The 21489-nt window shown below is 45.2% G+C and carries 16 protein-coding genes and 1 tRNA gene; 10 read left to right on the top strand and 7 right to left on the bottom strand.

The annotated features are described in order from the left end of the window. The first annotated feature begins 1 nt into the window (after position 1). A tRNA-Arg gene (locus BACPLE_RS09290) sits at positions 2 to 73 on the top strand. 261 nt (positions 74 to 334) lie between these two features. Then, the gene (locus tag BACPLE_RS09300) at positions 335 to 1084 is read left to right on the top strand and encodes a copper homeostasis protein CutC (protein ID WP_007561178.1); all 750 of its coding nucleotides are present in this window, start codon (positions 335 to 337) and stop codon (positions 1082 to 1084) included. Here the strand turns inward: BACPLE_RS09300 and BACPLE_RS09305 are convergent. From BACPLE_RS09305 to nagB, 3 genes are all read right to left on the bottom strand, one after another. Next, complete coding sequence (locus BACPLE_RS09305; protein WP_007561180.1) at positions 1068 to 3704, bottom strand: transglutaminase domain-containing protein; 2637 nt, start codon at positions 3702 to 3704, stop codon at positions 1068 to 1070. The two genes, BACPLE_RS09300 and BACPLE_RS09305, sit on opposite strands and share 17 nt — an antisense overlap. 115 nt (positions 3705 to 3819) lie before the next feature. Continuing rightward, the gene (locus tag BACPLE_RS09310) at positions 3820 to 5805 is read right to left on the bottom strand and encodes a glucosamine-6-phosphate deaminase (RefSeq protein WP_040312789.1); all 1986 of its coding nucleotides are present in this window, start codon (positions 5803 to 5805) and stop codon (positions 3820 to 3822) included. Between the two features lie 11 nt (positions 5806 to 5816). Next, a complete protein-coding gene (gene nagB, locus BACPLE_RS09315) occupies positions 5817 to 6608 on the bottom strand; it encodes a glucosamine-6-phosphate deaminase (protein ID WP_007561183.1) in 792 nt (263 codons plus the stop codon). Between the two features lie 182 nt (positions 6609 to 6790). Between nagB and BACPLE_RS09320 the strand changes: the two genes are divergently transcribed. Beyond that, positions 6791 to 7996 carry an ROK family transcriptional regulator gene (locus BACPLE_RS09320; RefSeq protein ID WP_007561185.1) on the top strand — a complete coding sequence of 402 codons (1206 nt, stop codon included), beginning with the start codon at positions 6791 to 6793 and terminating at the stop codon, positions 7994 to 7996. A gap of 69 nt (positions 7997 to 8065) precedes the next feature. On the opposite strand, the gene BACPLE_RS09325 is transcribed toward BACPLE_RS09320, so the two are convergent. The 4 genes from BACPLE_RS09325 to lysS all read right to left on the bottom strand — a co-directional run bounded on the left by BACPLE_RS09325 (position 8066) and on the right by lysS (position 13091). Further along, entirely contained in the window at positions 8066 to 8806 is a 741-nt protein-coding gene (locus BACPLE_RS09325; protein ID WP_007561187.1) for an HAD-IA family hydrolase, read from the bottom strand. Positions 8807 to 8930: 124 nt separating this feature from the next. Further along, positions 8931 to 10280, bottom strand: a complete 1350-nt coding sequence (locus tag BACPLE_RS09330; protein ID WP_007561189.1) for a glucose-6-phosphate isomerase — start codon at positions 10278 to 10280, stop codon at positions 8931 to 8933. A gap of 15 nt (positions 10281 to 10295) precedes the next feature. Next, the gene (locus tag BACPLE_RS09335; protein ID WP_007561191.1) at positions 10296 to 11291 is read right to left on the bottom strand and encodes an NAD(P)H-dependent glycerol-3-phosphate dehydrogenase; all 996 of its coding nucleotides are present in this window, start codon (positions 11289 to 11291) and stop codon (positions 10296 to 10298) included. Between the two features lie 72 nt (positions 11292 to 11363). After that, positions 11364 to 13091, bottom strand: a complete 1728-nt coding sequence (gene lysS, locus BACPLE_RS09340) for a lysine--tRNA ligase (protein ID WP_007561193.1) — start codon at positions 13089 to 13091, stop codon at positions 11364 to 11366. Positions 13092 to 13454: 363 nt separating this feature from the next. On the opposite strand from lysS, the gene BACPLE_RS09345 reads away from it, so the two are divergent. From BACPLE_RS09345 to BACPLE_RS09375, 7 genes are all read left to right on the top strand, one after another. Then, positions 13455 to 14219, top strand: coding sequence for an amidohydrolase (locus tag BACPLE_RS09345; protein WP_040312933.1), 765 nt, complete (start codon positions 13455 to 13457; stop codon positions 14217 to 14219). A 12-nt stretch (positions 14220 to 14231) separates the two neighbouring features. Then, complete coding sequence (locus tag BACPLE_RS09350; protein ID WP_007561197.1) at positions 14232 to 15845, top strand: thiamine pyrophosphate-dependent enzyme; 1614 nt, start codon at positions 14232 to 14234, stop codon at positions 15843 to 15845. Next, complete coding sequence (locus tag BACPLE_RS09355) at positions 15842 to 16429, top strand: indolepyruvate oxidoreductase subunit beta (protein WP_007561199.1); 588 nt, start codon at positions 15842 to 15844, stop codon at positions 16427 to 16429. Before BACPLE_RS09350 ends, BACPLE_RS09355 begins: the two co-directional genes overlap by 4 nt. A 6-nt stretch (positions 16430 to 16435) precedes the next feature. Further along, on the top strand, positions 16436 to 17752 hold the full coding sequence (locus BACPLE_RS09360) for an aminotransferase class I/II-fold pyridoxal phosphate-dependent enzyme (protein WP_007561200.1): 1317 nt from the start codon (positions 16436 to 16438) through the stop codon (positions 17750 to 17752). A 42-nt stretch (positions 17753 to 17794) separates the two neighbouring features. Beyond that, positions 17795 to 19096: a phenylacetate--CoA ligase family protein gene (locus BACPLE_RS09365; RefSeq protein ID WP_007561202.1), complete on the top strand. Its 1302-nt coding sequence runs from the start codon at positions 17795 to 17797 to the stop codon at positions 19094 to 19096. A gap of 17 nt (positions 19097 to 19113) precedes the next feature. Next, on the top strand, positions 19114 to 19530 hold the full coding sequence (locus BACPLE_RS09370; protein WP_007561204.1) for a hypothetical protein: 417 nt from the start codon (positions 19114 to 19116) through the stop codon (positions 19528 to 19530). A 218-nt stretch (positions 19531 to 19748) separates the two neighbouring features. Next, entirely contained in the window at positions 19749 to 21440 is a 1692-nt protein-coding gene (locus BACPLE_RS09375) for an IdeS/Mac family cysteine endopeptidase (RefSeq protein WP_040312793.1), read from the top strand. The last annotated feature ends 49 nt before the right edge of the window (positions 21441 to 21489 follow it).

Below are 21489 nucleotides of genomic sequence, written 5' to 3' on the forward strand. Positions count from 1 at the left end.
TGCGCCCGTAGTTCAATGGATAGAATAAAGGATTCCGGTTCCTTCGATTGGGGTTCGACTCCCCACGGGCGTACATAAAGCTTATTAGACTGAAAAAGAACGGTTTAATAAGCTTTTTTGTTTATACTTACCTGCCTTCAGAAAACGAGGTCTGTACTTTCGGAGAAAAACGTTTCTGCGTTTGTGCTGAAACTCCTTTACGTTTGATACAAAACGTACTTGTGTTTCAAGTAAAACGTACTTGCGTTTTGATTAAAACGTCAAAGCGTTTTCCGGTAGATGCAAAGGCCTTTTCTGAGGGTGAAAAAAATCACTGTTAAAAGTTGACTGAGAGATGAAAAACTACATGTTTGAAATTTGTGCCAACTCTGCAGAGAGTTGCGTGGCTGCCCAGCAGGGGGGCGCTCATCGGGTAGAATTGTGTGCCGGCATGCCGGAAGGTGGAACTACTCCGTCGTTGGGCGAGATAAAAGTGGCCCGTAAGTTGATTGACATCCGTCTGCATGTCATTATCCGTCCGCGTGGAGGAGATTTTCTGTACACACCTTCTGAACTGGAGATTATGGAAGAAGATATTCGGGCTGCCCGTCAGGCGGGAGCCGATGGAGTGGTGTTCGGTTGTCTTACACCGGAAGGCGAGCTGGACAAGCCGGCCATGCAGCGTCTGATGGAAGCTTCTAAAGGACTTTCGGTGACTTTCCATCGTGCGTTTGATTATGTCAAGTCACCCCGTGAGGCACTTGAAGAACTGATAGGCATGGGGGTGAACCGTGTGCTGACTTCCGGCCAGATGCCTACGGTCATGGAAGGGGCACCTTTGCTGGCTGAACTGGTGAAGCAGGCGGGCGATCGCATTATCATCATGCCGGGTTGCGGAGTGAACGAACATAACATTGCGGAACTGGCTCGTGTGACGGGAGCCGGTGAGTTCCATTTTTCGGCGCGCGAACAAAAAGAAAGCCGGATGCTTCTTCGCAATCCGGCTTTGTCGATGGGAGGTACGGATATGGATGAATATGCTCATCCGGTCACGACTCCCGAAAAGGTGCGTCGCACCATCGAGGCGCTTACAGTCCGTGGATAACATGGAGCAGTTGCTCGCCCATGCCGATGGTGTATCCGTGTGATTCGAAGACTACACGGTTGAACGTATCGCCCAGGATAATCACCGGCAGGGTGGGTTTGCTGCCCAGTTTCATATTTTCAGCAATCATTTTCAGAATGCTTCCGTCCTTGTCTATACCAAATACTACGTTCGACGGAAGATTGGGGAATTCCTTGCGGTCGAATTTCTTGTAAGCTGCTTCGTCTGTGAAGAGCAGTACGATCGTACGTCCCCATTTCTCAAATTCTGCTTTCTTTACTTCGATGTCTTTCAGGGCATGGTTGGTCGGTTCCTGACCTACGCCCAATACGCCGACAATGTAATATCCTCTTCCGGTAGTGTTGAGTACGGATACTTGTTCATCGGTGTCCGGACGGGTGTAGAGTGCTTCTGAATTGAAGCTGCCGATAACACGTACTTCTTCCGTATTGTTGCGCATGCAGAGAGGAGTTACCGTGGTCTTTCCTTTGTCGACAGTGAAGAATGAAACCTGGCTCAATACGCCTCCGTTGGCCATACGGCTACCCGTTACCATCATGTAATAACCGGTCGACATGCTGCTTCCGTTTTTCAGCAGAGAAGCCCAGCTGGCATCTTCCGGATGGTTCTGTAACTGGAATGTGCCGTTGTCATATTTCGACAGGGTGAAGTGTGTGTAGTATTTCGGATTGTCCAGTCGCGGAATAGGCTGGTAAGTAGCTTTCAATACACCTTCCGACAGACTTCCACCTTCTGAACTTTCAAAGTCCACCAATACCGGTTTTCCGTTGAGGCGGTAGCAGATGTTACCGTTTACTTCATCCTTCCAGGCGGGGATACCTAAGCTGCGGGCAGCAGCTACAAAGAAAATGTCTCTTGACTGTGAGTCAGTCACACGGCTGCGCCATACGCCTTCGGGTGAAGTAATGGTGAATATCGTACTCAGGTCGTTGCGGATAGACAAGCTGTCCTTACACCATTTCACGAGTACTTGCGGGTCAGCTTTGATTTGTGCGGCTAGTTCGGCAGACAAGGCTTTCTGCAGGTAAGTGCGGTAAGGAGTCAGCATTTCAGTGGCAATGCGCGGTGCAAGCACTTCTTTCACGTCAGCTTTCGCATCGGTAGCATACAAATGGTCTTCCAGGATGCTGCAAGGTGTATCGCGCAGGTCTTTATCAGCCAGTGTGCTGAGCAATTCCAATGCACGGGCACCCTGTCCCTTTTCTGCTGCATTCGACAGGAACTGCATGATGTCCGCATGGTTTCCTCTGGATTTCAGAATGTATGTGCTTGTCTGGTTCACATCCAGTTTCAGTCCTTCTGCAAAAGCTTTGGCCTTTTCTTCGGTCGGGAAGCTGGCTACGTAGGCGTTGCGGATAGAATCTTCCTGAGCCATGCGAAGGGTGTTTTCCTTACGCTGTGCATCGGTCACTTCCGGGAAGTTGGCCTTTTCAGCCGGCGGCACGATGTGCAAGGTATCGGTAAATACATCTCCCGGACGGTGAGAAAGTGTCAATGTGACTTCTTTATCTTTTCCGAAAGATACTTTCTGCAAGCCGAAGTGGTCATTTGCCGAAGCGTAGACTACCATGTCGCCCAATCCGGCAGAAAGCGAAGCTTTTCCTTGTGCGTCGGTCGTTTTGTTGGCTACGGTGAAGAATTCAGCGTAATTGTAAATCTTAAACTCTACGTGAGCGCCTTCTACAGCTTTACCCTGAGCATCTACCACCGTAACAGTGACGGGTGCACTCTGTCCGTAGTTGTCGATGATGTTGATTTCCGTATAGTTGGCAGTGGTTTTCATCACTTCTTCCGGTCCGTCGTATGCACCGAATACTTTGGTGTGCATCAGCATTCCTCTGCTGGCAGGAGCGTTGAACCATCCCAGATTCAGTACCGGTTCCGGTTCGCAGGCACCAAGGAAGTACCATTTGCCGTCCACCCAGGCTTCTACCCAGGCATGGTTGTCGTCTGTGTGTGCCCAGCGCGGAGTGTACACCTGACGGGCAGGGATACCTACGGCACGGAGAGCGGCTACCAGGAAGGTAGATTCTTCACCGCAGCGTCCGTAAGCCGTCTTGACAGTAGCCATCGGGGCACTGGTACGGATGTCGGTCGGGGTATAGATTACTTTTTCATGACACCAGTGGTTTACTTCCAGCACGGCATCGTACATGGACAGTTTTTCCACACGCGGCATCAGTTCCTGACGGAATACTTCGCGTGCATTGTCTAGGTTTTCGTTGTTCACTCTGACAGGGAGTACAAAGTGGCGGAATATCATGTCAGGAATTCCGGCTCCCCATGAAGTCTCTTTGCGGTTCTGAAGTGCCAGGCGTACATTTTTCAGGTAAAATTCTCCGGAATAGTCGGAAATATCGCCTGGAGTCATGTAGGCATACAGGAACATCATGGCTTCCCGTTCCTCCAGTGACATGTCTTCATTGAAAATGTCAAAAAGATTTCCCCGATTGAGAATCTCTTTCTTTTGTCCGAAATCAGCTTCCACCTTGTTGCGGTAATCGGCTTCTTTTAGAAAATGGTTGGGAGAAGTCGAGGTGCACGACGGGAAGAGGCAACTGAGCCAGAATGCAAATGCGGGTATAAGTAGTTTTTTCATGTAGGTAATAAAGATTTGGTAAAAACAGAAATAAAAAAGACACGGAAACGAGAAGTTCTTCCTTGAGGATGGACTTCTACGTTTCTGTGTCTTTTGCTTAAAATGTAATATGCACTTAGATAGGTTTATATTCTACAAATGCTTCCATAGCTTCATAGCAAGCCAGGCCTAACTGGTCGTAAAGTGAAGCGGTTCCACGGTTGCGGTCTTCACTTCTTTGCCAGAACAGACGTTCGTCATTGCCCAGGAACGGTGCGCTTTCCATCTGAGACTGATGTTTCAGGATAGAATTACGTTTTGCACGAAGTTCTTCCGGACTCAGGGGTACGGCCATTTCGATGTTTTCGATTTCCCATTCAGCCCATGCACCACGATACATCCAGATGCGGCAGTCGTTCAGCCATTCTGCACCGGCATTCTTCTCTTCATCAATAGCGGCAAAGACAGCGTCCGTACATACGCGGTGGGTACCGTGCGGGTCGGCCAAGTCACCAGCTACGTAAATCTGATGAGGTTTTACTTCGCGGAGCAGGTTCAGAACGATTTCTACATCGGCTTCGCTGATAGGATTCTTTTCAATCTTTCCGGTCTCATAGAACGGAAGGTCAAGGAAGTGGCAACGGCTGAGCGGAATATGGTTGAACGTACAAGCGGTACGAGCTTCACCACGGCGAATCAGACCTTTGATGGTCAGAATATCGCGTGTATCCATGTCGCCTTCTTTCTTAGTAGAGAAGAACTGCTTGATTTCAGCGTATTTGTCGCAGATTACTTTATCTTCACTGTTTTCGAACAGCTGGTTAAAGCCATTGATGAAATGCATGAAGCGTACTACTTCTTCATCGCCTACGGCAATGTTTCCAGAAGTTTCGTAAGCTACGTGTACTTCATGTCCCTGCTGTACGAGACGGCGCAGTGTACCTCCCATGGAGATTACATCGTCATCCGGATGTGGAGAGAATACGACTACACGTTTCGGGAACGGTTTGGCACGTTCCGGACGGTATGTATCGTCAGCATTCGGTTTTCCGCCCGGCCATCCGGTAATGGTGTGCTGAAGGTCATTGAATACCTTGATGTTGGCATTGTAAGCAGAACCGTAAAGAGCCAGCAGTTCACTTAAGCCATTTTCGTTGTAATCCTTGTTGGTCAGTTTCAGGATAGGTTTGTTCAAAGTAGTACATAACCATACGATAGCACTTCTCACCAGTTTGTCGTTCCATTCACAGCTGGTTACTAGCCATGGACGCTGGATACGGGTCAGATGGGCTGCTCCTGCCAGGTCTACACAAACGGTAGTATTTGTATGAAGTTGCAGGTAAGATGCAGGTAATGTGTCACTTACTTTATCTTCTACCGCGCTTCGGATAATGTCTGCTTTGTCTTCTCCCCAAGCCAGCATGTAAATCTTTCTTGCTCCCATAATGGTGTTGATACCCATGGTGATGGAGCAGGGAGGAAGATTGTCTACACCGATATTACGTGCGGCTTCAGAACGGGAAGTGGCATCAACCAAAATCAGACGGGTGGTAGAGCTGGCATGTGAGCCTGGCTCATTCATACCGATGTTTCCTTCACGGCCGATACCCATAATGACCATATCAAGACCTCCAAAAGTCTGTATGCGCTGTTCGTACAAGCGGCAGTGTTCAATGATAGCTTCCTGTGGAATGCTACCATCCATCGTAAAGATGTTTTGGTGGTCAATGTCTATCTGTGAAAGGAAAAGTTTGTTTAAATGGTTGAAGCTGCTTCCTGCCCCTTCAACCAATGGATAATATTCATATAGATTGAAGAAGACTACATTACGGAAGCTTACTCCTTCGTCTTTATGTTTACGGATGAGTTCTGTGAACAGTGGACGGAGGGAAGCTCCTGTACCTATGGCGATTGTACAGAATTTTCCTTCATGTTGTCTGTCCTGTATTTTAGCTACGATTTCATTGGCAATTTGTTCTACACCTTCTTCAATTGTTTCAAAGATATTGGTAGGGATTTTTTCCAATCGTGTAAGGACAGAACGTTCTACGGCGTTTCCCGGACGATAGTAGCGTGGGGAAACGCGGTTCAGTGAAATTTGAGAGCTAAGATTGGTTCTCATGATTCAATGAATTAAAGGTTGTTCTTTTCAATATCCTTGAAGTATTTGTAGGTGCCGACTTTCAATTCATCGGTAGCAGCTTCGTCACATACGATGATACCGTGCTGGTGCATCTGCAATGCGCTGATGGTCCACATCTGTGTGATGCCGCCTTCTACTGCGTGCTGTAGAGCACGTGCTTTGTTATGACCGTTACAGATAATCAGCACTTCTTTTGCAGAAAGTACAGTTCCGACTCCTACAGTCAAGGCAGTCTTAGGCACTTTATTTACGTCATTGTCAAAGAAACGTGAGTTAGCGATGATGGTATCTGTAGTCAGTGTTTTCACACGTGTGCGTGAAGTCAGTGAAGATCCCGGTTCGTTGAAAGCAATATGACCGTCAGGACCGATACCTCCTAAGAACAGGTCAATGCCGCCGAACTTTTCAATTTCTTTTTCATAGTTGGCGCATTCAGCTTCCAGATCGGCTGCATTACCGTTCAGGATGTGAATGTTTTCCTTGCAGATGTCAATATGGTTGAAGAAATTGTTGAACATAAATGAATGGTAGCTTTCAGGATGAGATTCCGGCAAACCTACGTATTCGTCCATATTGAAAGTCACTACATTCTTGAATGATACCACTCCCTTTTTGTTTAATTCAATCAGGGCTTTATACATACCCAGAGGAGATGAACCTGTGGGAAGTCCTAATACAAACGGTTTTTCTTTGGTTGGATTAGCTGCGTTGATTTTTTTTGCAACATAGTTTGCTGCCCAGTTGGACAGAGAACTGTAATCGGGTTCAATGATTAATCTCATGGTGGTTAGAATTTTGAATATTGAAATTAAATTAACTTGTTCCTTAATTGATAAGAAATTCTTACTCTATGCAAATATATCAAAGCTTATTCAGAAAGGCAAATAAAAAAATAGATTTTTTATGTATGAGTTTTTAAAGAAAAATTCTACATTTGTAAATGTTTCTATAAAAAATAACAAATATGGGTCAGACTCTATTGACGAATATACAGAAAGGCGTTAAAAGTGCATTGGTGAAGCAACGTATCATTACGCACTTGATTTATGCGGGTAGCACTACAATTACAGATTTGTCCAAGTCGATGGGACTAAGTGTTCCTACCGTGACAAAATTTGTAGATGAAATGTGCAAGGAAGGATATGTGAATGATTGTGGAAAACTGGAAACCAGTGGAGGACGCCATCCAAGTTTGTATGGCTTGAATGCGGATTCTGCCTATTTTATAGGAGTCGCTCTGGCTGTACAGTCATTAAGTCTGGGGGCTATCAACTTTAAGGGAGAAGTACTTCAGACCAAAATGGAAATACCATTTAAGCTGGAAAATACACCGGAATGTTTGGAGCGTATCTGTCAGGAGATAGAAACGTTTATCGATGAGCTTCCGTGTGATAAATCAAAGATTTTGAATATCTGTATTGGTATGACCGGAAGAGTAAATCCGGAAACAGGTTGCAGCTACACGCATCTGACTTATGGTGACAAACCTTTGGCTGAGATGTTCACAGAAAGAATGGGTATTAATGTATGTATTGATAACGATAGCCGTGCAATGGCTTACGGAGAATACATCATGCGTTCAGAAAAATGTCCGAAAAACCTGATTTATGTGAATGTAAACTGGGGGCTGGGGCTTGCTATCATTATAGATGGTAAGTTGTATTCTGGTATGTCTGGCTTTGCCGGAGAATTTGGTCATAATTACGGATATGACAATCAGCAGATTTGTTATTGCGGTAAAAAAGGATGTATTGAAACGGAAGTGTCTTGCTCTGCTTTGTATCGTAAGTTTATTGCGCGTCTGCGTCAGGGAGAGAACTCTGTATTGTTGAAAGAAAAGACAATCGATGAGATTACATTGGCTGATATTATTTCTGCTGTTCGTCGTGAAGATGTGCTGGCGATTGAATTGGTGGAAGAAATCGGTGCAAAGCTGGGACGCCATATTGGTGACCTGATTAATGTCTTCAATCCGGAACAGGTAATTATTGGAGGAGAATTCTCGAAGGTGGGAGAGTATTTGTTGCCACCGGTTATTTCTGCAGTTCGTAAGTATACGTTGAATTTGATGTATAAAGACTCAGATATTGTGTTGTCTGAACTGAAAGAAAAGGCAAATGTTATAGGCTCTTCTCTACTGTCAAGAAGCAAGCTGTTTGCTTTGGAATAAGTAATTTATTTGGCATAAAAAATCCACGGGAAACTGAAATGTTAGTTTTAGTTTTCCGTGGATTTTTCTTTATAGAGATACTTCTTGTAAACTTTGGCGGCAAGTTTCCCAATTCTCATTAAACGCAGACATGGACGGAAACAAGATGTTGGCACCTTCTTGCAGAAGTACGTTGTCTGGAAGCGGACCGGTGTTCAATGCGATGGTGAAGATTCCGGCAGCTACTCCCGCTCTGACTCCTAACGGCGCATTCTCAATGACTACTGCTTCGTTGGCTTGTATGCCGGCTTTCTGCAAAGCCATCAGGTAAGGTTCGGGATTGGGTTTTCCGTATTTTACATCGAAAGCAGTCACCATCAGTTCCCGCTGGAAAATGCCTGGGAAATAATGGTTCAGTTTATCTAATAAGGAAAGTTGTCCGGAACCGGTAACCACCATTGGAGTCAGTCCGGCTTCTTTTATTTTCTTCAGCACCTCGAAAGCACCGGGCATAGGGTCGGCTTTGGGCAACTGATTGAATATATCACTCTTTGTCTGATAGATTTGTTTGATTTCTTTTTCATCGGCCTCATAGCCTCTTTCTCTTTGGCTGACGATGTTGATGGTTGCCGCACCGGTACGTCCTTCGTGGAGGTAGGCTTCCTCTTTGCTAAGGCTCATTCCGTATTGCTTCATTGCCTCATGCCAGGCGGTGGCATGGTTCTTCATGGAGTCGAACAATACTCCGTCCATATCGAACAATACGGCCTTTAAATTAATGCGTGTATAATGATGGGTGGTAAGATATTGGTTGATTTCTTGTTGGAACATGATGATATGGTTTATAATATTCAGGCACGCATTACATGAATGCACTTTCCTTGTAGAAGAAAGAGTGCTTTTCATGTAATTCGTGCCTGTCAATCAAAAAACGGAGTGATAAACTCTCGTTTATTTATTTTTTCAGACGAGCCTGGATTGCTTCAGATTCTTTTTCGTATCCCGGCTTGTTCAGAAGAGCAAACATGTTTTTCTTGTAAGCTTCTACACCCGGCTGGTTGAACGGATTTACTTCGAGCAGGTATCCGCTGATTCCGCAAGCCTTTTCGAAGAAATAGATAAGCTGTCCCAGGTAGTATTCGTTCAGTGAAGGAACGCTTACACGCAGGTTAGGAACTCCACCGTCTACGTGTGCAAGCTGTGTACCGAGTTCGGCCATCTTGTTTACTTCATCGATGCGTTTGCCTGCCAGGAAGTTCAGACCATCCAGATTTTCTTCATCGCTCGGGAAGTGAAGTTCATGGCTTGGAGTTTCTACAGAAACTACTGTTTCGAAGATGCTGCGTTCACCCTGCTGAATCCACTGTCCCATAGAGTGCAGGTCAGTAGAGAAGTCTACAGAGCTCGGATAGATACCTTTCAGGTCTTTACCTTCGGATTCACCATACAGCTGTTTCCACCATTCCATGAAGTAGTGAAGTTTCGGCTGGAAGTTTACTAAGATTTCAATTTTCTTTCCGCTCTGATACAGTTCGTTACGAGTAGCAGCATACAAAGCAGCCGGGTTTTCGTACATGTTTTCGTTGGCACAAACTTTTTCCATTTCGCAAGCACCGGCAACCAGCTTGTCAATGTCGATTCCAGCTACTGCAATAGGAAGCAAGCCTACCGGAGTCAATACAGAGAAACGTCCGCCTACATTGTCAGGAATAATAAATGATTTGTAACCTTCCTTGTCGGCTGTTGTACGGGCTGCACCTTTCTTTGCATCTGTAACAGCTACGATAACCTTGCGAGCCATTTCTTTACCTCTTTGGTCTTCGCACTGCTTTTTCAGCAAACGGAAAGCAAGAGCAGTTTCTGTAGTTGTTCCAGATTTAGATATGTTGATTACACCAAATTTTTTGTCTTTCAGGAATTCAGTCAGTTCGAACAAGTAGTCTTCGCTGATGTTGTGTCCGGCAAAAATAATAGTAGGCTGTCCGGCTTTTTTCTCCTGCAACCAAGCAAAGCTGTTTGACATCGCTTCAATGACCGCACGTGCGCCCAGGTAACTTCCTCCGATACCAGCTACGATTACTACGTCGCAGTTTTCGCGAAGTGTCTGTGCAGTAGCTTTCAGGTCATTCAAGTGTTCCTTTGTGATGGAAGAAGGTAAATGCAACCAACCCAAGAAGTCGTTTCCTAAGCCTGTGCCTTTTTCCAGCGTTTCCATACAAGCTTTTACCTTTGGTTCATAAGAAGCCAATTTTTCCTTAGATATAAAATCTAAAGTCTTTTCAATGTTCAGTTTAATGTTTTCCATAACTGTTTTCTGATTTTATCTAAATGAGTCAGTTAATAATTTGATTTCTATCATTGGTGATATACGTTCGTAAAGAATATTATAGACGGCATCCACAATGGGCATATTGACATGCAGGTGCTTGTTCAGCTCCTTGATACATTTGGTGCCATAATATCCTTCGGCAATCATTTCCATTTCAATCTGTGCGCTTTTTACAGAATATCCCTTACCAATCATGGTACCGAACACGCGGTTACGGCTGAAATTGGAATAAGAAGTCACGAGAAGGTCGCCCAGATAGGCTGAATCGTTTGTACAACGGTTTACGGGATGTACGGTGTCTAAGAACCGGTTCATTTCCTGTAGGGCATTGGATACCAGTACGGCCTGGAAGTTGTCTCCATATTTCAGACCGCTGCAGATTCCGGCTGCAATGGCATATACATTCTTCAGCACGGAAGCATATTCAATGCCGGCTACGTCCGTATTGACCGAAGTCTTGATGTAGTGACCGGCCAGTTGCCGTGCGAACATCTTGGCTTTTTCAATATCTTTGCATCCTACGGTGAGGTAAGAAAGCCGTTCCAATGCCACTTCTTCCGCATGACAGGGACCTGCCAGTACGGCTATGTTGTTTTCTGGAACGTCATAAATCTTGTGGAAATAATCGGATACGATAAGGTTTTCGTCGGGTACGATACCCTTGATAGCAGTAACGATGAATTTATCCTTCAGTTTGGTTTTTAGCTTTTTGAGGTGACTTTTCAGATACGGTGAGGGGGTGACAAAAATCAGTGTGTCTGACTCTCTCACTACCTTGTTGATGTCTGATGAAAAGTTGATGCATTTCATGTCGAAACGCACACTTGTCAGATAGGCTGGATTGTGACCCAGACGCTTGAATTCTTCAATTCGGTCGTCACGGCGCATGTACCAGTTTATGGATTCAGCCTGGGTTAAAATGATTTTAGCTATAGCAGTGGCCCAGCTGCCTCCCCCCATAATCGCTATTTTCCCGGGTAATTTCATACTCTTATATTTAATGAAAAACAGATATGAAGGACAAGACATGTGCTTTGTCCTTCATACACTTTCATTCATTTATTTAATCTTTTCTATCCAGCCAGCAACTTCGTCTACTGTGGGGTTGGCAAGTTCCAGTTTGTATTTCTTGTTGATGCCACAAATGTCCTGATGAAGTTTCTGCGGATTCACTTCCTTCATATCAGTCACAAGATTATATCCGGCTTTCTGAATTACCGGAACCCACTCTTCTGCGATTCCTAATTCCATGAATTTAGCAGGTGCATCTTTCGGGATTACTTTTTCCGGACGCATCTGCGGGAAGAATAACACTTCCTGAATAGTGCTTTGGCCAGTCATCAGCATCACCAGACGGTCCATACCGATACCCATACCCGAAGTAGGAGGCATACCGTATTCCAATGCGCGAACGAAGTCCTTGTCGATAATCATCGCTTCGTCGTCTCCCTTTTCGCTCAGTCTCATCTGCTCTTCGAAGCGTTCCAGCTGGTCAATCGGGTCATTCAATTCAGAGTAAGCGTTACACAGTTCTTTACCGTTCACCATCAGCTCAAAGCGTTCTGTCAGATCCGGATTGCTGCGGTGTTTCTTTGTCAGCGGAGACATTTCGATAGGATAGTCAGTGATGAAAGTCGGCTGAATGTAGTTGCCTTCGCAGAATTCGCCGAAGATTTCGTCAATCAGCTTGCCCTTACCCATGGTGTCATCAATTTCCATGTTGAGCTTCTTGCAAACTTCACGAATCTGTTCTTCGTTCATGCCTGTCAGGTCATAGCCGGTGAATTCCTTGATAGAATCCAGCATGGTTACACGTTTGAACGGAGCTTTGAAGTTGATTACGTTGTCGCCTACCTGTACTTCTGTAGTACCGTTTACATCCAGGCAGATTTTTTCAATCATGTTTTCTGTAAACTTCATCATCCAGTTGTAATCCTTGTAAGCTACGTAGATTTCCATACAGGTAAATTCCGGATTGTGTGTGCGGTCCATACCTTCGTTACGGAAGTTCTTACCGATTTCATACACACCTTCGAAACCACCCACAATCAGTCTCTTCAGGTACAACTCACTGGCAATACGCATGTACAATGGAATATCCAACGCATTGTGGTGAGTGATAAACGGACGTGCTGCAGCACCTCCGGCAATTGACTGAAGAATCGGAGTTTCTACTTCGATATATCCTTTGGAGTTGAAATACTCTCTCATAGAGTTGTAGACCTTGTTCCGTTTCAGGAAGATTTCTTTTACTCCGTCGTTTACTACCAGGTCTACATAGCGCTGACGGTAACGGAGTTCAGGGTCTTCAAACTTATCGTAAGCTACTCCGTCTTTGTATTTTACAATCGGGAGCGGACGAATTGATTTCGACAATACAGTCAGTTTTTGTGCATGGATAGAGATTTCGCCCATCTGGGTGCGGAATACAAAACCTTCGATTCCTACAAAGTCACCTAAATCCAGCAAACGTTTGAAAACTACATTATATAAATCTTTGTTTTCATCCGGACAGATATCATCGCGGGTTATATATACTTGTATACGGCCTTTAGAATCCTGTAATTCAATGAAAGACGCTTTTCCCATTACACGACGAGACATGATACGTCCTGCAACGGATACTTTGCGAGGTTCAGCATCATCTTTGAATTCGGCTTTTATGTCAGTCGAAAAAGCGTTGGTTACATACTCGGCAGCAGGGTATGGTTCAATCCCCATTGCTCTCAACTCATTCAGGCTGTTGCGTCTGATTATTTCCTGTTCGCTTAATTCTAATACGTTCATTTGTTAGTATATTAACTCATTCTGGGCACAAAAATAAAAAACATTTTGCAAATAATCCCTATTTATAAGGTTCTTTTAGGATAAAAAGCCACGACTCTTTCATGAAAAACAGACAGCAGGCTGGGGTTTTATCATCATGTTCTTGACGTTTTTACCTCGACACGTACGTGACGAGGTCTTGACACGTTTGTGCGGATGTCTCGTCACGTTCGAGTCGAGACCTTAACAGCAACGTGTCGAGGTATTTTTGTATAAGCGTTTGCAAAAATATACAAATACGTATGCCTTTGAAGTATTTTGATGCTAATTTTTGGTTTCTATGATTAATTTGTTACCTTTGGGCGTTTCTAATGAATGAAAAGCATGAAAGTTATTTTACTACAGACAGATATTCGTTGGGCCGATCCTGCAGCCAATGTGGCTTACATGGATAAACTTATTAGTGCCCACGCACAAGGAACAGACTTGTTTGTTCTTCCGGAAATGTTTTCCACCGGATTTTGTACTTCGCCGGAAGGTATTGCCGAATCATCTGATAGTGCTACCCTTCAGTGGATGAAGCAAAAAGCTGCCGAACGTAATTGTGCCATTGCCGGAAGTGTTTCAGTCGAGGAAAATGGAAAATTCTATAACCGCTTCTACTTTGTGCATCCTGACGGAAACGTGCAGTGGTACAATAAAAAGCATCTGTTTACGTATGGAGGGGAAGACAAACACTATACAGCCGGACAGGAACGGGTGGTTGTGAACTTCCGTGGCGTGCGTTTCCTGCTGGAGGTCTGCTATGACCTGCGTTTCCCGGTATGGTCACGTAACCGGGGCGATTATGATGCGGCGATTTATGTAGCCAGCTGGCCTTCGCCCAGAGTGGAAGCCTGGAAAGCTTTGTTGCGTGCCCGTGCCATCGAGAACCAGTGCTATGTACTCGGGGTAAACCGGGTAGGGAAAGATCCTTATTGCGAATATAGCGGAGGAACAGCAGGAATAGACCCGTATGGTAGAACACTTTCTGCTTGTGCGGATGGGAAAGAAGGTTTTGCAGAAGTTGTGATTGATATGGAGGAACTGCAGTCGTTCCGGAAAAAATTCCCGGTATTGAACGATGCCGACTCTTTTACACTGAATTAATTTCTATATTATATGAAAAATAAACGCTTATTGTTGGGCGACCAGGCTATTGCGCTGGGAGCCATTCACGCGGGGATTTCGGGAGTGTATGCTTATCCGGGAACTCCCTCTACTGAAATTACGGAATATATTCAAAACTCTCCGATAGCAAAAGAACGTGGTTTGCACAGTAGCTGGTGTACCAATGAAAAAACAGCCATGGAAGCTGCCTTGGGTGTTTCTTATGTAGGGAAACGTGCCTTGGTTTGCATGAAACACGTGGGAATGAACGTCTGTGCCGATGCCTTTGTCAATTCGGCCATTACAGGCGTGAACGGAGGGGTAGTGGTACTGGCTGCTGATGACCCGTCCATGCACTCTTCTCAGAATGAGCAGGATTCCCGTTTTTACGGCAAGTTTGCCCTGATTCCGATTTTGGAACCGTCTTCTCAGCAGGAAGCTTACGACATGATGTCGTATGCATACGATCTTTCGGAACAAATGCGTACGCCGGTACTGATGCGCATTACTACCCGCATGGCACACTCTCGTGCGGCAGTCGAAGTGCAGGAATCAGGAAAGGAAGTGACTTGCACGGGGCGTCCGTCGGTTCCTTCTGATTGGGTACTTTTACCCGGTAATGCCCGCCGCCGGTATGTGGAAGCCATCGCTACTCAGGAAAAGTTACGCGATGAGGCTGAACAGTCTGCATTTAATCGGTTGGCAGGTCAGGAAGGTGTAGCTGAGAAAGGAATCGTGGCTTGTGGAATTGGCTACAACTACGTGATGGAAACCTATCCGGATGGATGTCCGTATCCTTTGCTGAAGATTTCACAGTATCCTTTACCGGTGGAAACCTTGACCCGTCTGGCCGACTCTTGCAAAGAGATTCTGGTAGTGGAAGACGGACAGCCTTTTGTTGAAGAACAGCTGAAAGGTATTCTTCCTTCTAGATATGTGGTGAAAGGCCGTTTAAGCGGTGAGTTACCTCGTACGGGAGAATTGACGCCGGATAATGTGCGTCAGGCTTTGGGACTTTCTTGCGAACAGGTTTATGCTGCTGCTCAAAATGTAGTTCCTCGTCCTCCTGCCTTGTGCAAGGGATGCGGACACCGTGATGTGTATGATGCTCTGAATAAAGTAGCTGCCGAATATCCGGATGCCAAGATTTTCGGTGATATCGGTTGCTATACACTGGGCGCACTTCCTCCGTTCCGTACGTTGAGCAGTTGCGTGGATATGGGAGCTTCCATTACCATGGCCAAAGGGGCTGCGGATGCAGGCTTGTTCCCGTCTATTGCAGTGATTGGCGACTCCACATTTACTCACTCTGGAATGACCGGTCTGCTGGATGCCGTGAATGACAAGTCCAATATCACGGTGGTTATTTCTGATAACTTGACTACTGCCATGACCGGAGGACAGGATTCAGCCGGAACCAATAAGTTCGAAGCCATTTGTCTGGGCTTGGGAGTAGAACCGGAACATGTGCGGGTGGTCGTGCCGCTTCCTAAGAACATGGAAGAAATTACCCGTGTCATTCGTGAGGAAATAGAATACAACGGTGTATCTGTCATTATTCCGCGCAGGGAATGTATGCAGACTTTGAACCGGAAACTGAAACAGCAAAAAGCACAGAAACAATGAAAACAGATATTATACTTTCAGGAGTCGGCGGACAGGGAATCTTGTCCATCGCTACGATTATCGGAGAAGCAGCTCTTCATTTAGGGTTGAACTTGAAACAGGCAGAAGTACACGGAATGAGCCAGCGTGGAGGGGATGTGCAGTCTAACCTTCGCTTGTCGGATGCCCCGATTGCTTCCGACCTGATTGCCTTGGGAACGGCTGATATGATTATCTCACTGGAGCCGATGGAAGCTTTGCGCTACCTGCCGTATCTATCAAAAGACGGATGGATTATTACTTCGGCTGCTCCTTTCAAAAACATACCGAACTATCCGGAGGAAGAAAAGCTGATGCAGGAATTGAAGTCACAGCCTCATGTAGTCGTGCTGGATGTGGAAAATCTGGCGAAAGAAAATCACATGCCCAAATCGGCCAATGTCATTCTGTTAGGGGCTGCCGCTCCTTTCCTGAAAATCCTGGATGCAGAAGTCTTGCGCGAAAGTGTAGGCCGTATTTTTGCGTCAAAAGGCGAAGAAGTGGTGCAGATGAACTATCGTGCCTTCGATATAGGTCATGAATATGTCAAACAGTTGAAATTCTGAGAGCCTATGAGTCGCGTGTTTAGTGAAGAGCTGGTAAATTCCGTAGCGAAGGAAATGAAAGTGGCCGACTTGGCCAATGCCACCATAGGGGATGTGTTGCTGGTAGCTTCCCGCCTGGAAGAACTGACAGGTATTCCTTTTATCCGGATGGACCAGGGATCTCCCGGTCTTCCGGCCAATAAAATAGGTATTGAGGCAGAGAAGAAAGCTCTCGATAGAGGAGTCGGTTCGCAATATCCGGCAGCTGCCGGAGTGGCAGAACTGAAACAGGCTGCTTCACGTTTCGTGAAAGCCTTTATCGATATTGATATTTCTCCGCGGGCATGTCTGCCCACTACCGGTTCTGTGGCAGCTTCTTTCGGTGCCTTTATCGCCTGTACCCAGCGAATTCCGGGAAAGAACAAGGTCTTGTTTATCGACCCAGGTTTCCCGATACAAAAATCTCAGTTGCGTATTTTGGGTATTGGATGGGAGTTGTTCGACATTCATGATTTCCGTGGCGAACCGCTGCGTGCCAAGCTGGAAAGTTTCCTGTCAAAAGGAGATATTGCCGCTGTAGTATATTCTAACCCTAATAATCCGGCATGGATTTGTCTGGAAGAAAGTGAATTGAAGATTATTGGAGAGCTGGCTACGAAGTACGATGTAATTGTGCTGGAAGACCAGGCTTATTTCTGCATGGACTTCCGTCATGCGTTCGGCCGTCCTTACCAGCCACCTTTTGTACCTACGGTTGCACGTTATACCGATAATTATATTCTGATGTTGTCGGCGTCCAAGATTTTCAGCTATGCCGGCCAGCGTATAGCTTTAGCCTGCGTGTCCGATAAATTGTTTGATACGCAGTATCCGGCCCTGGCAGCCCGTTATGAAGATTCTGGCGTATTCGGACCGACTTTCATCGCTTCTATCATGTACATGATTACCTCCGGTTGTACGGCTACTACTCAGTATGCCATGGCCGAGATGTTGGAGAAATCCATTTCAGGAGAAATCAACTTCGTAGAAGATGTGCGCGAGTATGAACGTCGGGCACGCCGGATGAAGCAGATTTTTACTGACCACGGTTTCTCGATTGTGTATGATAAGGATGTCACTCAGCAGGTGGGCGATGGTTTCTTCTTCACCTTGGGATACCCCGGACTGACAGGAGGCGAATTGCTGCGTGAACTGATGATGTATGGCGTGAGCAGTATTTCCTTGTCTACCACTGGAAGTGAACAGCAAGGAGTGAGAGCCTGTACGTCGCGCATGCGTGAAGAACTTTATCCGGTGCTGGAGGAACGTATGAAAGCGTTTCAGGAAGACCATCCGCTGAAATAAGAAATCACAAAACTACTACTGAAATAAAGAAAAACACAGCTTATGATTTGGAATCCGAACAAAGAATGTATGCCGCGTGAACAGATGCGCGAGCTGCAAGGAAAACGCTTATGCAAACTGGTGCAGTATGTATACCATAATGTACCTTTCTATCGTCATAAAATGCAGGAAATGGACCTGACTCCAGATGATATACGGAGTATAGACGATATTACCAAATTGCCTTTTACTACCAAACAGGATTTACGTGACAATTATCCTTACGGACTGATGGCGGCTCCTCCTTCAGAGGTGGTGCGTGTACATGCTTCTTCCGGTACAACGGGTAATCCGACGATTGTGGGGTATACACGTCGCGACTTGTCCATCTGGTCGGAAGTGATGTCACGCTGTCTGTCGGCATACGGGGTGACCCGTGACGATACTTTCTCCGTAAGCTATGGCTATGGATTGTTTACCGGAGGATTGGGCGCACATTATGGAGTAGAGAACTTAGGAGCTACCGTAATTCCGGCTTCTACAGGAAATACGGAAAAACATGTACGTTTGATTCGTGATTTGCACATCACGGGGATTGCCTGTACCCCTTCGTATGCCTTGTATCTGGCAGAGGTAGTGGAAAAGATGGGTATCCGAAAAGAGGAATTAGGACTGCGTATCGGTGCGTTCGGAGCAGAGCCTTGGACAGAAAACATGCGTCAGGAAATACAGAATCGTTTGGGTTTGAAGGGATACAATATTTATGGGCTAAGTGAGATTATGGGCCCGGGTGTATCTTACGAATGTCAGGAACAGTTTGGCTCTCACATCAACGAGGATCATTTTTATCCGGAAATTATTGATCCGGTTACCCTGGAATCCCTTCCATACGGCACACAGGGAGAACTGGTATTTACCACATTGACCAAAGAAGGCATGCCGTTGTTGCGTTACCGTACGAAGGACCTGACTTCACTGATTGCTGATGCGTGTTCGTGCGGCCGTACCAGTGTGCGTATGACGCCGATTATGGGCCGAAGCGATGATATGCTGATTATCCGTGGTATCAATGTCTTCCCGTCGCAGGTAGAAAGTGTTATCCTGGGTATGAAAGAGTTCGAACCGCAATATATGTTGGTGGTAGACCGCAAGAACAATCTGGATACCCTGGAAGTACAGGTAGAAGTGCGTCGTGATTTCTTCAGTGATGACATCGGTTCTATGCTGAAACTGAAGAAAACACTGTCCGACCGCTTGAAGAGTGTATTGTCCATCAGTGCCGACGTGAAACTGGTAGAACCGAACAGCATTACCCGCAGCGAAGGGAAGTCCAAGCGTGTGATAGATAAACGAGTATTGGTATAACTAAAGCAAAAAGAACTATGATAATTAAGCAATTGTCTGTTTTTTTGGAAAACAAGACCGGAAGAATCAATGATGTAGTGCATACTTTGGGAGCAAACGGTATCAATATGCACGCTTTTAGTATGGCCGAAACAGCAGATTTTGGTATTCTGCGACTGATTGTGTCTGATGTGGACAAGGCGGTAGAAGTATTGCGTGAAAAGAATTTTGCCGTGATGTCGACTGATGTGGTTTGTCTTTCGTGTGCCAATGTGCCCGGCTCGTTGGCTGTGGTATTGGAATACTTGGCCGAAGAGCAGATTTTCATTGAGTATATGTATGCGTTTGCACAAGCCGATCAGGCTCATGTGGTTATCAAGCCGAATGACATGTCACAGTGTCTGAAAGTGCTTGAGGCGCATAATTGTCATGTATTGGCAAAAGAAGAATTGTAATACCCTTACACATAATAAGAAGGGCCGTTTCATCTGGATGGTGAGACGGCCTTTTTTGTGCTTTTAAAGAGAGGAGTCTTTTGGTTTCATTTGGTATTTTTTGTAATTGTTGTTGATTATGTTAGAACTTTATGTGGATAAAGGTTGTTTTGTAAATGCTATTGTTTTACGTTTGCAGACGTTTTATACAACCAATATAGAATCTTTAATAAAGCTTTATGGGTATTGAAACATTGAATTTACGAAAAAATGTGTGGTGGATGTGTGTGATGGTGTGGGCCTTTTTATTTTCTTCCTGTTCGACGGAGGATGATATCACATCATCGAGTGATGAATATTTGTCGTTGACTTTTACGAAAACACTTTCGCGTGCTGATTTGTCGCAAGAGGGTGCCGGAAGTTTCAGTGAAGGAGACTGCATTGGGCTTTATGTAGCATGTGAAGGAAACGTCTCTTATCGGGAACTAACCTTGACGGATGGTGAGTGGTATCCTCGTCTGAAGCGTTCCGAATTTGGGAAAGGACGTTTGACTTTATCGGCGCATTATCCTGTTTTATCGGAATCTTCAAGAATATCTCCTGAATCTTCTTCATTTTCGGTAGCTTCCGTACAGTCGGGAACTGGAAAGGATGCTTCCGATTTATTGTTTGCCCAAACCGTATTGGAAGAAGGAAGTTATCGATCAGCATTGATGTTTAACCATGTTTTACACCGTTTGAAAATACAACTTCAAAATGATGCGGAAGATGTAGAGGTCTTTGTGCGCAGTAAGGTCGATGGAAAGGTAAACTTGCTGACAGGTGAAACCTCTGTGAGCACTGACGAATATCAGTGGATTACTCCATGGAAAAATTCGGATGGAAATTGGGAGGCCGTTATATATCCACAGGAGACTACTCCTTATCGAGAAGGAGAAGGGTTGTTGAAAATTGTGACGCAGGGAAAAGAATCTTTTTTTAAGGCTCCTGATAATGCCTCGGATGGAACCGTGTTGTCTGATTTTGAGTCAGGTAAGCAAGTGACTATTCGTTTGTCGCTCAAGGAAGGCGATGTGCAGTGGGCAAATAAAAAAGTATGGGTTTATGGAATTACCTCTCCCGATGAAAAGGACTGGAAGTTACTTTATCCCGGATTGTTTACATCTACTGCTTTGGTTTGGAAGAAAGAATATGGTTGGTATGATTGTAATAAACTAAATCCTACAGCGAATCCCGATGGAGTGCCCGATGGGTATATGTGTTGGGCTGCTACAGCGTCAAATATGTTGCAATGGTGGATTGACCAGAATAAACGTTATATCGACATGTATGGGGATAAGTATACAGGACCGGATTATACATACCCATCTGGTAAAAAACAGGAAAGTAATATTTTTCAGTGTTTTTTAGATGCATTTCCCAATGAGGCTGGAAAGGGGGATGAAGGTGCTAACTGGTTCATACATGGAATAGCTCCTTCGTATCCTCATAATAAGCCTTTAAATCCAGCAGGATATTTCAAGGATGTTTTTCCGGAAGGTGTACGTTTGGGAACCAATGTAGGAGGTCTTAGTAAGGAGCGTTTCAATGAAGTGATAAAAGATGCTTTGAGTACCAAGAAGGCGATAGGACTTTCTGTGGGACCGATAAGAGAGGGACATGTAATAACCATGTGGGGAGCGGAGTTTGATGAAAATGGTGATGTATCTCATATTTATGTAGCGGACAATAATGACCGGGATACTTATGAATTTTTTAAAGGAGTAGGATGTTTCAAGTATCAGATTAGTTATGAAAAATATCCTGAAGGTGCCACCTATACTTGTTATAAGGAGGGATATATTCCTTATGATAGACCTATTGTGATAAATCGCTTAGTATTTCTTGATTTAGGTGAGAAATACTGGAAGCAATATTTAGGTATTGAATAAATCATACTTCTTGTGAAGACATGAAAATGCCCCGAATCTGACAGCTTGA

This window comes from Phocaeicola plebeius DSM 17135, assembly GCF_000187895.1.
Taxonomy (GTDB): Bacteria; Bacteroidota; Bacteroidia; order Bacteroidales; family Bacteroidaceae; genus Phocaeicola; species Phocaeicola plebeius.